Genomic DNA, 13,818 nt, shown 5'->3' with positions numbered 1-13,818 from the left:
ACATATTGATGAGACGACGGGGTTGTCTAGAATCCGCGACTTTCTCTCACCTCCAGAAATGGCGGCCGGGGAAGACCGGCTGTCTCAGCAGACGGTCGTTTGATGAGACGGCTTCAGTAGCCTACGACCGAAGACCGTAGGTGATCGCAAGCGACGGCCGCTGCGTTAGCAGAGTTTCCAGACGATTGTCCGGCCATAGTTCGATATGCGGCCGCAGAGCCTGCTCGTTGTGTCTATCCGCGACGCCGACAGCATCAGCGCTGAAACGGCCGCTCGTCGCGATGATGAGAGACCGTATTGCGGGAGGCTCCCACAAAGACAGTCTGGATAAGGACTCACTCACATCACTCGGGCCAACGGACTTGGACGTGAAGTGCTTGGCTTGAACAATGACGCGTTCAGTCCGCGTAAGTCCTGCGGCATCCCGAATCACACGTTCCAAGGAGATGTCACGTCCACGGTCGGGCGCGTTGGTCTTCATGAGCCACTGGACATTCTGGTATCCGTCCAGGTCTCTGAGGATGTCAAAGAGCAGTCGTTCAAAGTCATCGGGATTCAACACTGCCCAGTGCAGAGCCGTGGTTGCCGCACCGGTTGGGTTCGCGGCTCCTGCGACGCCAAGGTCGATATCGGGAACCGGAATTGGATCCGTGTCTCCCACTTTCGCTGCCTCGATGTCCCGTCGGACTGACGGCCAGTCCAGCTCGGAAATGTCCAGCCAGTCGTGGACCTCACTGAATCGCAGATGGCGGTGCAAGTCTCCCCAGCGGCCCCTACGCTCAACGGTGTCCCCGAGCAGTCTTTCAATCTCTGAGACCGCCGCCTCGATTTCCTGAGTGACTGGCGTATTGATCCTCGGGATTTGGGGTGTCGTCTTATCAGCCAGCCAGGCTTCGCGGCTCGGCAAGTCGGCCATGACTCGCCGCATCAGGTCAGCGATCTGCTCTGTGAGCGCGGTGAGACGGGAGGCGATTGCCCGCCGACGGGCACGGTCCAGCCGGTAGCGGTACTCGGCCAAATCTTCGCCAGGCTTATTGGACATATCCCAGGCCATCGTAGGAAGTTCGCCGATTTCTCCGTAGTCCCAGAACAACCGCCCGAGTTCATCCATGTCGGGCAGCCTCTCTCTAATCGTCCAACCCTCGATAGGAAGCAGGCCCGGCAGGAGGTCATCCCATTGCCGGGCGAGCATTTGGTACTCCGGGGTTGAACCCACCGACGGACCTGAAGGCAATAGCGGACTAGCCCTTTTCCAGACACGTTCAAGCTTCTCAAGATTCGCTGCGACCTTGTCGAAGGTCGTCAGGAGGGCATCCAGTTCCATAGGACGAGCTTGCCATGGGTGAACCATTTGAGTAGTTTTCAGGCAACTAGAAAACAATCTGGCGCAGCGGGCCAAAGCTTTGGAAACACATTGTCCAGAATACAAGATCCGGCGCCTTCATGTGACAACCTGTGGCTATGGGGGAATCACTGCATACCGCGATACTTGATGCTGGCGCGGCCAGCGCACTGTACGAAATTCCGCTCTTTGACCCGGAAACCGGACACCTTCCGCCTGGTCGTTACAGGACGACACTCTCCAACATACAGCAGCGTTTCGTCCTCTCCCCCGGCTTTCAGGCTTCCTCCACACGAGCCGCCATTTGGGACGGGTTCACCAACTACTTGGTGGCTTGGAAGAAGTCCCAAGTCGCCCTGGGGCAACCGATCCTCAAGACAATCTGGGTCGGCGGAAGCTTCACGTCCAGCGAGTTGGATCCGGACGACATTGACATTTCTCCCGTCTACGACGAGTTTATTGTCGATGATCTCCACGGTAAGCCTGGTATCAAAAGCCTGAAGAAACTCATAGGCAACCGCACGAGTTTGGCCAACAAATACATGGTCGAGCCTTTCCCAGTACCCTGGCGCAGTCTACAATCAACACTCAATCAATCAACACTCAATCCCACTATGCTTCCCGACCACGCACAGACGTACCTGGCAAAGCGCGGCGGACTTGACGACTGGTGGCAGCGGATCCGGCCCGCCGGCGAGAAAGCTGCACCTATCGCGCCTAACAACGTTGCCGCGAGAGGCTACTTGGAGGTGTCGTGGTGAGTGAGAGCGCCCAGAGTTACCTCGATCAGCACGTCACATCTGAGCAGGAACTGGGCGTCGAGGAGTTTCTGGAGAGTCTCCCGGAACCTGAAGGAGATATTTTCGAGGTCATCGAAGAGGCGGAGTACGACGCCGCCAAGCGCATAAATCCTGATCTACCGCCCTTCACCTATTTGATCATCCGTCTGACGGGTGACGCGGTAGCAGACGGCGGCGTCAATCACGAGGTGGCCAATGAACTGCTTGGCCCGATCAGTGCTGAGATTCAGGCCGCCGCTGATAAGCGGGCGGCGGATGCTGAGATAACGCTCGTGAGAATCAGCCAGGGAAGCCTCGTTCTCCACTACCAAGCGAAACAACCCCTTGCCGCTCTTGAGCCAAATCAAGCGGAGGTTGAGGTATCACCGGTGGATCAGGCTATCCGGGACACTTTTGAACTGCATAACATGCTCGAAAGCGGTGTGAAGGCCTCTGTCATCGCAAACCGCTTCGGTGAAAACAAAAAATTTATGCGAAGTGCCCGCATTCTGACTGAAGCGCTGGACAAGTTGGATCTGAATATGAAGGGCAAATGGCGCTCGCCCCTGGGCGGGCGCGCCCAAACGAAACTCACTGAAGCCGGCCGCACCCATGCTCGTGGCGTATTTAAAAGGATCGACCGGCCAGACACCGAAATCGTCTCCGGGCGCATCACTGCGCTTGATATTGATGGAATCGTCACTATTCAGCAGACGGCCAAACGCAAACGCAGAGTTTATCTCGAAGATCCAGCACTGCTCGCTTCGGGCGAGTTCGTCTTGGGAGCTGAAGTTAGCCTCCTAGTGGAAAAGACAGAAGCTCGTGACCAGGTCGGCCTGAGCAGCAAAGAACGTCTGACGTTCAAGGGCCATGTTCGGCAGGGCGAACTCGATATCCCGGACGTGTAGGCACTTTCGGTAACCACGTGCCTATGGAAGCATCTGCCCAAGACGCTCTTGCGAGATGCGGGACGCCGATAACGGCGCATACGTCAGATGGCTTGGATGGACGAGTCAGCACTACAGGGGCAGGGCATGGGCCGAGGGAAGGCCACCAGGGGCCTAAGCGCGCCTTTCGCGCCTACCCCGAGGCAGGCACGCCCAGCTCGGAGCGAAGCCACCGGCCCATTTCCAGCACCGCTTCATTTACTTCGGGTACTCGTCCGGCGAGAAAGACGAAGGAGTGCTGTGGGTACTTCATGAAGAGTCACCTCAACGCCGGCATTTTCGGCCCGTTGAGCGAACGCGACGGAGTCCCCCGCCAGGACTTCGTGGCCGCCGTACCAAATATCCATTGGCGGCAGGCCGCTGAGATCGGCGTTCAGCAGATTGGACTCTTGGGTCGCCCGGAGAGACGCCGGTCCCCTCGAGGAACGCATCGCGCATTTTGGTCAGAAGCTCCTTGGAGACATGCACATCCGTTTCGCTGTTGGTCACGAACGTCTCGGACCAAAATTCCACGCCGCGTTGCCGGATGTCTTGCGGGTAGCCGGCGATGCGGGCATGTACGGCCGATATTCGGGCAGCGAGTCGTCCAGGACAGGGACTAGCACATCGGCAGACGTACCTGTGGCGTCTTCGCTCACCCGGACCTTGAGCATGGATCCGGGGGGACTCCCCGTGGGGTTCAGCGTCACTGCGGGTGGGTGGTCCAGCAGGGCCTGGCCGTTGGCCTTGACCCGAATCGTGACCTGCGACCCTGAAGCCCCTGAAATGGTGACGACCGCGTCTTTTGAGGAGGAGTTGACGACGGTGCCCATGACCCGGCCGGGCTGGTCCGCGCCGTAGGAGAGGATGAGCAGGTCCAACAGCTCCACCGGACCGACTTGGGTATTGATCCCGTTGATCGTCGTTGTCATTTCTGCGGTGTCTTGGGGATTGGTGAATGAGCATCCGGCCCCGGCCAGAAGAACCACCCCCGCGGTGACAGCGGCGGCCGCACGTCGTATCCGTACTGCCGGCGTTGTGGTTGCCACGACCGGCTCCTCTCGGCAGAAAGCGATCCAGACGCCTCCGATTATCGACCGTTTTGGCGCCGGAATCGAGACAACGCGTGCATGACCGGCTTTACTACAAAACGGTGGCGTCATAGCCAGGTGCTCATCAACGTCGTCCTGACGGTCCTTGCCGTTGCCCTGTTGGCGTAGGTCGCGCACCCAACGATGCCCCGGGTTTCCTGCAGCAGGGGTCGCAGCAGTTCAGCCCGGACAGTTCTGCGCCGTCAGGGAGAAGGCTCGGCCGCTTGCCCTGCCTCTGGTTGAGCTGGCGAATGAGTTGAAGTTGTTCCCTGTTGACAGCCAAGAGCAACTCGATTTCCTGTTTCGATGCGGTATGGGCGGGTTGTCCCGACCGGGGCCGTGAAAGGTCCGTGGCCACGTCCTGCCCTTCCATCAGAAGCGGTCCGATCAGATCCGAAATGAATTGGAGAGGGAGACAATTTCCGGCGCAGGGCCGGCTCGGCCCACGATCCAGATCGCGGCACGGACCGTGTGACGAGTGCCGGCCGACAAGGGGACGCGCGCGCATAATGGGGTACACGATGGACGTCTCCGGTGTTCCGGGCACGGACTTGATCGTGCCTCGAAGGCAACGGTCCCGGCTATTGCGCCGGGCCGCCGCTGCCCCGCTGACACTGGGCTACCTGATGGTCTTGTGGGCGGCAGGGGTCAGCCGAGCCCTGACCGGAGGGCCGGCGCGGTTCCGTGAGGCGGCGGCTGCATCCGTGGATTCGTTCCCGGACGCGTGGTGGACCCTTTTTTCCTCGGTGCTATGGGCCGATGACCTGGCTTCCTACCTCGCCGGCAGCGTCCTGTTCCTGGCCGCCGGTCTGGCGTTCGAGCAGCGGATGGGCAGCCTGCGCTTCGGTGCCGCCGCCCTGGCCGGGCATCTGTGCGGCACTGCCGCCGCCGTCCTGCTGACCGTCTCCGTGGAGGGCCTGACGGATAGCTGGACCGAGGCGTTGGTGGACGGGGATTATCTGGGTCCGACGGCGGCGGCGTGTGCCGTGCTGGCGGCGGGCTCGGCCTGGATGAGCGCCCTCTGGCGGCGCAGGATCCGCACCGGGTTGCTGGCCGTGCTGATCATGCTGGTGCTTTATGCCGGCAATTTCGCCGACGTTGTGCGTCTGGTCGCGGCCTTGACCGGACTGCTGCTCGGACCGCGACTGGCTGGCCGCACCACCCGGTTCCACGCGGCCGCTTCGATGCGCGAGCTGCGCGTGCTGGTAGCGGTCCTGGTGGCTGCCTCGGCCATCGGTCCGGTAATCTCGGGCCTGGATCCGGAGGCACTGGGCCCGCTGTCCGAATTGCAGTATGTGTTCACCGGGCTGGTGCCGCACGATCCTGCTGAGATGCGCGAAATGTGCTTCGGCGACGATCCCGCCGGCTGCCTGCTGGCACGGGCCCAGCAGCTTGCCGGTGCCGGGGGCATGTTCATGGCTGTGGTGCCCTCCTACCTGCTGCTGCTGTGCGCGGCCGGGCTCCGCCGCGGCCGGCGCGCGGCCTGGCTCGGAGCCGCCGCGGTGTACGGGGTGATGTCCGTGGTGGCCGGCGTCCAGATAGTCTCGTTGGCGGCCGATGAGGAGGAACAAACCTTCCTCGGGGGGCTGGCCGCGTTGGATTTCGGCCAGACGGTCGACGAACTGGTCCCGCTGATGGTGCCGATGTTGTTTTTCGCGGCCCTGATGCCGGCCGGCCGGTGGTTCACCATCCGGGCCCCGGCGGGCACCTACCGGAAGATGGCCGCCCGGGTGGCGGCAGCCGGGGCCGCCGTGGCCGCCGTCTATGTGGCAGGAGCCTGGGCCTGGGCCGGCCTGTTCTCTCCCCGGCCTGGCCTCGGCCGGATACTGGCCGACCTTCCGGATCGTTTCCTGCCGCTGGATTCCGCATTGGAACTGGTACCCGCGTTCATTCCCGCCGACACAGCAGCGGCCCTGCTGTATGTGGCCCCAGGGGTGGTGTTCTGGCTGCTGGTATCGGTTCAGCTGTTGCAGTCGTTCCGCTACCCGGCCCTGCCACGGAACCAGGCGGACGCCGGGCGCGCACGGGCGCTCCTGCAGGCCAGCGGAGGCAGCAACCTGGGGTGGATGACAACGTGGCGGGGAAACGAGTACTGGTTCTCGTCCAGCGGGCGCAGCTTCGTGGCCTACCGGGTCCAGGCCGCCGTGGCGCTGACCGTCGGTGATCCGGTCGGTCCGGAGGAAGAACTGGGCCAGACGGTGGACGGGTTCGCGGACTTCTGCGCTCACCTGGGCTGGACCCCCTGTTTTTACTCGGCTACCTACGCCCTGCGCAACCTCACCGCCCGCCGCGGCTGGGGACAGGTGCAGGTGGCCGAGGAAACCGTGGTGCCCCTGGAGTCGGTGTCGTTCCGCGGGAGGCGGTTCCAGGACGTGCGCACAGCGCTGAACCGGGCCCGGCGCGAGGAGGTCCGGGCCGAGTGGTACAGGTACCGGACCGCCCCGCTGGCGATCATTGAACAGATCCGGGAAATTGACGAAGAGTGGGTCGCAGACCGCAGCCTGCCCGAAATGGGCTTTACCCTGGGGAGCCTGGCCGAACTGGCAGACCCAGAGGTGCGCGTCCTGGCCGCGGTCGATAAGCAGAACAAGGTCCACGGCGTTGCCTCCTGGCTTCCGGTTTACCGGCATGGCCGGATCGTTGGCTGGACCCTGGACTACATGCGACGCCAGGGCAGCGGCTTCCGGCCGGCCATCGAGTTCCTCATCGCCTCGGCAGCGCTGTCCCTGCATGACGAAGGCTATGCGTTTCTGAGCTTGTCCGGCGCACCGCTGGCCAGGGTCCGCAACGGTTCCGGACCCGCTGACACCGACGGCGCCGCGGCCGGGAGCCTCGACGTTTTTTTGGACTGGCTGGGCTCGGTGCTGGAGCCGGTTTACGGGTTCCGCTCGCTGCTGGCGTTCAAGGAGAAATTCCAGCCAAGATACCTACCCTTGTTCCTGTTGTACCCGGACGCGGCCGCTCTGCCCAGGATCGGCAGCGCCGTCGCCCGCGCCTACCTGCCCGACGTCTCGGTGCGCCAGACGGTGGGACTGCTGCACAAGGTCCTGCACCTGAACCGCAAACCCTGAGGAACGGGCCGACCGGCCTTGAAAAGGAGCCAGGATGTCCAACATCTCGCTCGTGAACGGCACGGTGCCGCTGCTGTTCAACATCCTGGCCGCGCTCGGGGGGCTGTGGCTGCTGGCCGGAGGACGGCGGTACTGGCTCCGCGCCGTGGTGCCAGCCCTCCTCGGCGGCGCCGCCGGCGCCCTGCTGCTGTGGTATTTGGCAGAAGACGCCTACGGCTGGTGGGACCAGACCTTCCCCCGCTCCCTCTATATCTGGGCCGGCGCGGCGGTAGCCGCGGTCATCCTGATCGTCCCCCGCATGCTCGCCGGGCACGGCGTGCTCCGGCGGGCCGCCACAGTCCCGGCCGCGCTGTGCGTGGTCTTGGCCGCGCTCGCGCAGGCCAACGTGCAGTATGCCGCCTTCCCCACCGTATCCAGCATGTTCACCACCCAGGATCTGGTCCATGAGCCCATCAGCACCGTAGCCGGCACCCGGAGCCCCGCTTCCTCCGACCCCGTCCCTGCCACCACTGAAGCGAACTGGACCCCGCCGAAGGATCTGCCCGCCCACGGCAGTGTCTACTCGGTTTCGATCCCCGGGACCGTCTCCGGGTACCAGGCCGACGACGCTTACGTCTACCTGCCGCCGGCGTACTTGGCCGACCCGCACGGCAGCAACCTGCCGGTGCTGGTCATGATCCATGGCACGCCCGGCGGGCCGGGATCCTGGATTTCATCCGGCAACCTGGCCGCCACCATGGATAACTACGCCGCCGAACACCACGGGCTCGCCCCCGTTGTGGTCATGCCGGACCTGTCCGCTGGAGGTGCTTCCAAGTTGCCGCTGTGCCTGGATTCGCAGGTAGCCCACTCAGCCACCTACCTCGGCGTGGACGTCCCACACTGGGTGCGCGATACTCTGGGCGCCGGCACCGCCGGCAGCCGGCAATGGGCCATCGGCGGCCTCTCCTCCGGCGGTACCTGTGCCCTGCAGATCGCGGTTAACTTCCCGCGCGCCTACTCCACTTTCCTGGACATGTCAGGCGAATCCGAGCCTTCGATCCACGGCGGCCGTGCGCAGCTGGTCGGCGAATATTTCAACGGCGACGAAAAGGCCTTCACCAAGCAAAACGCCCTGGACGTGTTGACCCGACACAAGTTCCCCGAAACCGGCGGTCGGTTCGTGGCCGGTACCGCCGACAACATGTACGGGGCCGAGCTCGATCCCCTCTACACCGCGGCTCGGCAAGCAGGGATGCAAGTACAGTTCCACAGGGTCCCCGGCGGCCACAGTTGGCGCATGTGGAGCAGCGAACTGCCCCGGCAAATGTCCTGGCTGATGCACCGGACCGGGCTGGCGCCTTAGGCGCCGGCCCACGACCGAAGAGCTGCAGACCCCCCTCACGCACTTACCACACACCGGCCCCTTCGTTTCCGCCCAGGCCGGTGTGCCAGAATGTGCCCATGTCGGTCCAGGCCTTCGACAGCCGCAGACACCGAGCATCTGCCCGGCTGGCCGTGATGCTCGCCACCGGTGCCGCCACTGCAGTCATGGTCGGGGCCTCGGGCAACTGGGCCTATGCCCCCTCGCTGGGCTGGGACGCGGCGGCTTTGACCTACTTGGCCTGGGTCTGGCCCATTATTGGCCGGCTCACCCCCGCGGCCACCGCAGCCCACGCCGGACGGGAAGATTCCGGCCGTGCAACCTCGGATGCCCTCATCCTGGCCGCCACCCTGGCCAGCTTCGGCGGCGTCGGCCTGATCCTGCTCGACGCCGGTACCGCCGTGGGAGGCGCGAAAGCCGGCATCATCGCGATCGCTCTGGGCAGCATCACCCTGTCCTGGCTCCTGGTCCACACCCTCTACACCCTGCGCTACGCCTTCCTCTATTACCGGGACCGCGACGGCGTGGACTTCAACCAGGACAGCGGCCCGCACTACCGGGACTTCGCCTACCTGGCTTTCACCATAGGGATGACGTTCCAGGTCTCGGACACCAATCTGAAAACCGACGCGGTCCGCTCCACGGCGCTGCGCCATGCACTGCTCTCCTACCTACTGGGCACCATCGTGCTGGCCACCACCATCAACCTGATCGCTGGGCTCGTACGCTGAACAGGTCCGTGCTGCCGTGTTCCTGCTCTGCTTTGGTTCCCATCTGCCTCAATCCCCCCCGGTTCGGTGCCGCACCAGCCACTGCAGGCCGGGCGCAGCACGGCGGTCCTTTCCCCAAGCACAACAGCTACCCCTCGAACAGCTACGGCGGCACCCCAAAGTCAAATCGCCGATAACAGCGCATATGACGGAAGTAAACAAGAGCTTGCGGTGTCGCTCTTGTCCTTATGCAGCAAGAAATTGCCGCGGCTGGCCACGCAATGATTCGCTTCCTTATCCCGGGCAAGCGCCATAGGAAACTATTGAGAGCGATAACGGCGCCCATGTCCTCAGTAACCCCAGCGCCTTCCCCCGCAACGCCTTGACGTTGGGTGTTGCCCGCCCTAGCGTCGGAGACACTGTGCACCACCACTGATCTCATTGGGGAGCTCATCATGGATGTAAACGGAGTTTCGCTCGAGCACGCAAGCATCGCCCGGATCCAAGCAGCATTGTTCACGGGCCAACTAACTGCCCGCCAACTGGTGGACGCCTACCTTGAACGCATTAACGCATTCGACCACTCAGGACCCGAGCTGAACGCCGTGGTCCTGGTAAACCCTGAAGCGGGCGAACAAGCAGATGCCATCGACGCAGCCTTGCGGGACAGCGGAACTGTCGCCGGGCCGCTGCACGGGATTCCCATCGTGATCAAGGACTGTCTTGAGACCGAAGACATGCCCACCTCTTACGGTTCCGAAATCTTCGCGGACTACCGGCCAAGTGCGGACGCCACCGTCGTCTCCAAGCTCCGCGCGGCCGGAGCGATCGTTCTGGCAAAGACCACCTTGCCGGACTGGGCCACGTCGTGGTTCAGCTACTCCTCCCGCACCGGGCTAACGAAGAATCCGTATGACCTCAAGCGCGATCCGGGCGGATCCAGCAGCGGCACCGGCGCAGCCGTAGCCGCTGGATATGCGACCGCTGGCCTCGGCACCGACTGCGGAGGTTCCGTCCGTCTGCCTTCATCTTTCTGCAATCTCGTAGGAGTGCGTTCCACCCCGGGTCTCATCAGTCGTACCGGATGCAATCCGCTCGTCAGCGCCCAAGACACCATCGGCCCCATGACGAGATCCGTTGAAGACGCCGCAAGACTCTTCAATGTGATGGTTGGCTTCGATGAAAGCGACCCGCTCACCTACGCATACTCGGTCGCCCGCGCACCGAAGTCCTATTTAGACGCCCTCGTTCCGGACGCGCTTCAAGGCCGCAGGATCGGCGTGCTGCGCAGTGCCTTCGGCTCCGACGACGACCCCAACGCCGCCCCCGTCAACAAAGTAATGGCCAACGCTTTGAAAGAACTTGAAGCAGGCGGCGCCACCCTGGTCGACGTCACCATCGACGACCTCACCGGCTGGATCGGCCGCACCTCGCTGTACACCATCAAGTCCAAACACGACATCAACACCTGGCTGGCCCGGAAGACGGACCCGCCAGCCCATTCCGTGCGCGAGATCATGGAATCGGGCCGTTACCACAAGAAACTGGATCTCCTGGAGGCGCTGGCCGCCGGGCCCGAGGACCCGCTGAAAGAATTGGACTACTACACCGCTTACACCGCGCACGAAGATTTCATGAAAACCGTCGTCAACCTGCTCGAAGCCAACAATCTCGACACCCTCGTATACCCCACATGCCAAGTGATTCCGCCGACACGGGAAGACACCGACTCCGGCAGATGGAATACCTTGAACTTTCCCACCAACACCGTCATCGGCTCCCAGACCTGGATGCCTTCCATTTCAGTACCCGCCGGCCTGACAGAAGCAGGCCTGCCCGTCGGCATGGAAGTGCTGGCACGGCCCTACGACGAGCCGACAATGTTCTCCGTCGCGTACGGCTTCGAACAGGTGCTCGGGCACCGGGTCCACCCCGAGAGTGCGCCGATCAGCGGCTAGAGGACAGGACCAAATTGAGCGCAACAATCGACCTGAAATGCGACATTGGCGAAGGCTTCGGGATGACGCATGCCCCACGACGCCGAACTGGTGGAACTCGTCTCTTGGAGGAGAGCCTCATACACCTAAGCAAGGTGACCCGTGTGGTGCCGGGTGTGCCGGTGTGGGCGTGGAGCGGTTCCCGGGTGCGGCCGAGCTGGTGGCCGGTGAGGCGTTCGGGTGGACGTCCCGGGCGGTGCAGGTCACTTGGACGGACGCAGGGGTGCGGCGGGTGACCTGGGTGTGGGCGTCCGCGGTGCGGCGGCGGAACGATCAGGTACGGAATACGGCTTTGGGAGAGAGGACGGGACAGGCCAATGACAGCGGTACAGGAACAACCAGGCGGCCAGAGAACGCTCAATGAGCCGGTCGGCATCCGGTTCACACCCCAGGGCGTGCCGCTGGCGGTGCGCTGGCGGGGCCGGCTCTGGCCGGTGGCGGCCGAGCCGCTGCACTGGTTCAGCCGGTGGAACTGGTGGGAATCCAACCTGCCTGCCGGGAAGGGGCAGGGCAACATTGTCGACGTCGAATTCTGGCGCCTGCAGGTGCGCGCCACCTCGACGTCGCCTTTGCGGACGTTGGAGGTGCGCAAACACCTGGGCTGGGAAGGCTGGCATCTGGTCCACGTGTCCGACGAAACCTAAGACGCAAAGGCCCGGCTGGAGGCGGATCCCCTTCATGGCGGCTCGCCACGGTGTCGCGGCCGCCGTGTTCTTGCGGCAACATTTCTCCGGGCCTGCGGGCATCAGGAAGGGCCGGCACTTGTGTGCCGGCCCATCCCCGGGTTTCCCTCTGCAAAGGAAAATCTTGGGGTGCAGCGTCAGCGCTGCACCGGGTCAGGGCTCGTCGAGCCGGTGATCTTCTACGGGGAAATCTACCGGTCCGGTCGCCGGGCCTGCGGTCAGCAGGCGCAGGTCCAGGATGTCTTCAAGGGGGCTCGCATCCGGGGCAACAGTATCGTCTTCGCTCCTGCGGAAGTGATCGGCCACGCGGGGCTCCTTGGCTGTGTGGGACGGCAGTGTCCTTTCACAGTAGCGGCAGTTCCTGCGGGCCGGCTGGAAGTGGCTGCGCCCGCGGCAGCGTCGATGCGGCCGGCGGAGCGAAGCGGGGGAGGCCGCCGCCGTACCCGGGAAGACCCCAATGGGAAGGCCGGACCCCTTTTGGTCGGGGTCCGGCCTTGCGGGTTAGCGGTTCAGTTGGCGGTCATAGGCCTTCCGAGGGTCCCGTGCGCAGTCGGCGAGCAGGCCGCGGTTGACCAGCTCGGCCAGCAGTTCAGCGAGCCGGTAGCCGGCCATGTCCTGCAGTGCGAGCTTGAAGTACCGGTCGGCGAAGCTGGATTTTCCTTTGAGCCATTCCAGCCAGCCGATCAGGCACAGCATGGGGGCGCGCTGTCCTTCGGGGGTCGCTTTCATGAGTTCGAACGCGACTTCCTGGGCGGTGTCCACACGGGCCCAGTCGGGGCGGGTGCCGAAGACACCAAGCATGACGGAGGTGAACTGGTCGGCATCGTCGGTGATGATGTCCCCCATCAGGTAGTCCCGGACGGCGGGGTGCTGCAGCGCTCCGGCCAGCTGGTGCGCGGTCCGGGCCGTGAGGCGCTTGGGGTTCTCCAGCACCTTGGCCCACGCGGCGCGGCTGGCTTCCAGGTCGTCGGGCCAGACCTCGGGTTTGTGCGCTGCGATGGCCGCCCGTGCCGCCTCGTCTCCGGTGAACGGTGCCGGGGCGGTGAAACCGGTGACAACGCTGCCCCGGTAGATCAGGGCGGCGTTGCCGTTGCTGGTGGTGATGGCATCCAGCGGCTGGTCCGGGCAGCAGCCGGTGTCCGTGCACTCGTAGTTCCGCCACGACTCCGAAGTCACCAGCCATGCATCCTGCAAGGGCATCCCCGCCGTGTCCAGTTCGGTGCGCAGCGCCTGCACGTGCCCGGAGTAGGGGCGGGCCTCTTCGGTGCTGTTCTCGTCGGTGTGTGTAGATGACCAGCAGACTGCCGGTGGCGGCTTCGTCGGCGGTCAGGTAGCTGACGATGGTCTGGGCGTAGGCGACCGGGTCCAGGCCGGACGGGGCGTCGACGCGCAAGGTGGCGCCCAGCTGTTTGCCCTGCATGGTCAGCGCGACGAAGGACTCCCTGGGGGTCTGTCCCAACGTGTGCGGGATGAAGGCCAGGATGTCGGCAGGGCCGGTGAACTTGATGCGGTCGTTCATGGTGTTGCTCCTTTTGCAGAGGATTTTGGTGGGTGGGGCGACCAGTGGTGACCGGCCAGCTTCCCCTCTCCCCCGTTGTTTTTGGCTGCTGGCGGAGCATCGCGCAGCTGTGCCCGACGGAGGCCCGTCTACCCGCAAGGGCAAAGGGTGGGAAATTCCTGGAGGAAATAAGCGAGGAACGAGCGCCGGAAGGAAATTCGCGTCCCTGCAGGCCCCGACGAAGGAGGGGCTGGACGGGGTGGAGCGGGCACGTACGATCCGAAGGAGTCTCAATGATGTTGTCAACCGCTCCAAACGCTTCGCAGCTGCCCGGCCGTCACCAGCCGGGCAGCCACTG

At 63.9% G+C, this 13,818-nt stretch carries 11 protein-coding genes and 2 pseudogenes; 7 read left to right on the top strand and 6 right to left on the bottom strand.

Going from position 1 to position 13,818, the window contains the following annotated elements; genetic code table 11:
• Positions 1 to 121: 121 nt before the first annotated feature.
• Entirely contained in the window at positions 122 to 1,324 is a 1,203-nt protein-coding gene (locus AC5RWT_RS27550) for a restriction endonuclease (protein ID WP_494082972.1), read from the bottom strand.
• Between the two features lie 137 nt (positions 1,325 to 1,461).
• Here AC5RWT_RS27550 and AC5RWT_RS27545 point away from each other — a divergent pair, with 137 nt between their 5' ends.
• Positions 1,462 to 2,103 carry a DUF6932 family protein gene (locus tag AC5RWT_RS27545; RefSeq protein WP_494082971.1) on the top strand — a complete coding sequence of 214 codons (642 nt, stop codon included), beginning with the start codon at positions 1,462 to 1,464 and terminating at the stop codon, positions 2,101 to 2,103.
• Positions 2,100 to 3,029, top strand: coding sequence for a hypothetical protein (locus tag AC5RWT_RS27540; protein WP_494082970.1), 930 nt, complete (start codon positions 2,100 to 2,102; stop codon positions 3,027 to 3,029). The genes AC5RWT_RS27545 and AC5RWT_RS27540 overlap by 4 nt, the downstream gene beginning before the upstream one ends.
• 338 nt (positions 3,030 to 3,367) lie before the next feature.
• Here the strand turns inward: AC5RWT_RS27540 and AC5RWT_RS27535 are convergent.
• Positions 3,368 to 3,415: pseudogene (locus AC5RWT_RS27535) on the bottom strand (hypothetical protein); the annotation flags it as partial.
• A gap of 138 nt (positions 3,416 to 3,553) precedes the next feature.
• Positions 3,554 to 4,096, bottom strand: a complete 543-nt coding sequence (locus tag AC5RWT_RS27530; RefSeq protein WP_494043976.1) for a hypothetical protein — start codon at positions 4,094 to 4,096, stop codon at positions 3,554 to 3,556.
• Positions 4,097 to 4,647: 551 nt separating this feature from the next.
• Here AC5RWT_RS27530 and AC5RWT_RS27525 point away from each other — a divergent pair.
• The 5 genes from AC5RWT_RS27525 (at position 4,648) to AC5RWT_RS27505 (ending at position 11,923) form a co-directional block, all read left to right on the top strand.
• The gene (locus AC5RWT_RS27525; protein WP_494082969.1) at positions 4,648 to 7,209 is read left to right on the top strand and encodes a bifunctional lysylphosphatidylglycerol flippase/synthetase MprF; all 2,562 of its coding nucleotides are present in this window, start codon (positions 4,648 to 4,650) and stop codon (positions 7,207 to 7,209) included.
• Between the two features lie 34 nt (positions 7,210 to 7,243).
• Positions 7,244 to 8,554 carry an alpha/beta hydrolase gene (locus tag AC5RWT_RS27520; protein ID WP_494043978.1) on the top strand — a complete coding sequence of 437 codons (1,311 nt, stop codon included), beginning with the start codon at positions 7,244 to 7,246 and terminating at the stop codon, positions 8,552 to 8,554.
• Positions 8,555 to 8,652: 98 nt separating this feature from the next.
• Positions 8,653 to 9,303, top strand: a complete 651-nt coding sequence (locus AC5RWT_RS27515; RefSeq protein ID WP_494043979.1) for a DUF1345 domain-containing protein — start codon at positions 8,653 to 8,655, stop codon at positions 9,301 to 9,303.
• Positions 9,304 to 9,737: 434 nt separating this feature from the next.
• Positions 9,738 to 11,240: an amidase gene (locus AC5RWT_RS27510; RefSeq protein WP_494043980.1), complete on the top strand. Its 1,503-nt coding sequence runs from the start codon at positions 9,738 to 9,740 to the stop codon at positions 11,238 to 11,240.
• A 356-nt stretch (positions 11,241 to 11,596) separates the two neighbouring features.
• On the top strand, positions 11,597 to 11,923 hold the full coding sequence (locus AC5RWT_RS27505; RefSeq protein WP_494082968.1) for a hypothetical protein: 327 nt from the start codon (positions 11,597 to 11,599) through the stop codon (positions 11,921 to 11,923).
• A 192-nt stretch (positions 11,924 to 12,115) separates the two neighbouring features.
• On the opposite strand, the gene AC5RWT_RS27500 is transcribed toward AC5RWT_RS27505, so the two are convergent.
• From AC5RWT_RS27500 to AC5RWT_RS27490, 3 genes and pseudogenes are all read right to left on the bottom strand, one after another.
• The gene (locus tag AC5RWT_RS27500; RefSeq protein ID WP_494043982.1) at positions 12,116 to 12,268 is read right to left on the bottom strand and encodes a hypothetical protein; all 153 of its coding nucleotides are present in this window, start codon (positions 12,266 to 12,268) and stop codon (positions 12,116 to 12,118) included.
• Positions 12,269 to 12,463: 195 nt separating this feature from the next.
• Positions 12,464 to 13,198 carry a DUF4192 family protein gene (locus AC5RWT_RS27495; protein WP_494082967.1) on the bottom strand — a complete coding sequence of 245 codons (735 nt, stop codon included), beginning with the start codon at positions 13,196 to 13,198 and terminating at the stop codon, positions 12,464 to 12,466.
• A gap of 106 nt (positions 13,199 to 13,304) precedes the next feature.
• Positions 13,305 to 13,481 (bottom strand): annotated as a pseudogene (locus AC5RWT_RS27490) (DUF4192 family protein); the annotation flags it as partial.
• Between the last annotated feature and the right edge of the window lie 337 nt (positions 13,482 to 13,818).

This window comes from Arthrobacter sp. Dra40 (assembly GCF_059091905.1).
The sequence above is the reverse complement of the archived record's forward strand: the minus strand, read 5'-3'. Positions and strand labels throughout refer to the sequence as shown.

Coding starts and splice junctions, on each gene's coding strand:
- AC5RWT_RS27550 (WP_494082972.1), bottom strand. CDS start 1,324: ATGGAACTGGATGCCCTCCTGACGACCTTCGACAAGGTCGCAGCGAAT.
- AC5RWT_RS27545 (WP_494082971.1), top strand. CDS start 1,462: ATGGGGGAATCACTGCATACCGCGATACTTGATGCTGGCGCGGCCAGC.
- AC5RWT_RS27525 (WP_494082969.1), top strand. CDS start 4,648: ATGGGGTACACGATGGACGTCTCCGGTGTTCCGGGCACGGACTTGATC.
- AC5RWT_RS27520 (WP_494043978.1), top strand. CDS start 7,244: ATGTCCAACATCTCGCTCGTGAACGGCACGGTGCCGCTGCTGTTCAAC.
- AC5RWT_RS27515 (WP_494043979.1), top strand. CDS start 8,653: ATGTCGGTCCAGGCCTTCGACAGCCGCAGACACCGAGCATCTGCCCGG.
- AC5RWT_RS27510 (WP_494043980.1), top strand. CDS start 9,738: ATGGATGTAAACGGAGTTTCGCTCGAGCACGCAAGCATCGCCCGGATC.
- AC5RWT_RS27505 (WP_494082968.1), top strand. CDS start 11,597: ATGACAGCGGTACAGGAACAACCAGGCGGCCAGAGAACGCTCAATGAG.